This is a genomic window from Bradyrhizobium sp. Kon56 (assembly GCF_055807635.1).
In genome coordinates, this window is record NZ_JBVVOU010000628.1 from 1 (window position 1) to 237 (window position 237).

Genomic DNA, 237 nt, shown 5'->3' on the forward strand with positions numbered 1-237 from the left:
CTACATGGTGCCGGCCTACCTGATGCGCCTGGACGCCATGCCCCTGAGCCCAAGCGGCAAGGTCGACCGCCGCGCGCTGCCCGACCCCGTGTGGCAAACCCGCGAACACATCGAACCGCAGACGCCGTTGCAGCACCACGCCGCCAGAGGCAGTGACCAGACTCAGCAGGACGCGGATCAGGTAGATCCCAAGGCCGATGGCAAACACGGCCACCAATGTGGCCCACAAGCTCGACT

The 237-nt window shown here is 66.2% G+C and carries 1 pseudogene; it reads left to right on the top strand.

Going from position 1 to position 237, the window contains the following annotated elements:
• Positions 1 to 237 (top strand): annotated as a pseudogene (locus AC0L3B_RS40310) (hypothetical protein); the annotation flags it as partial.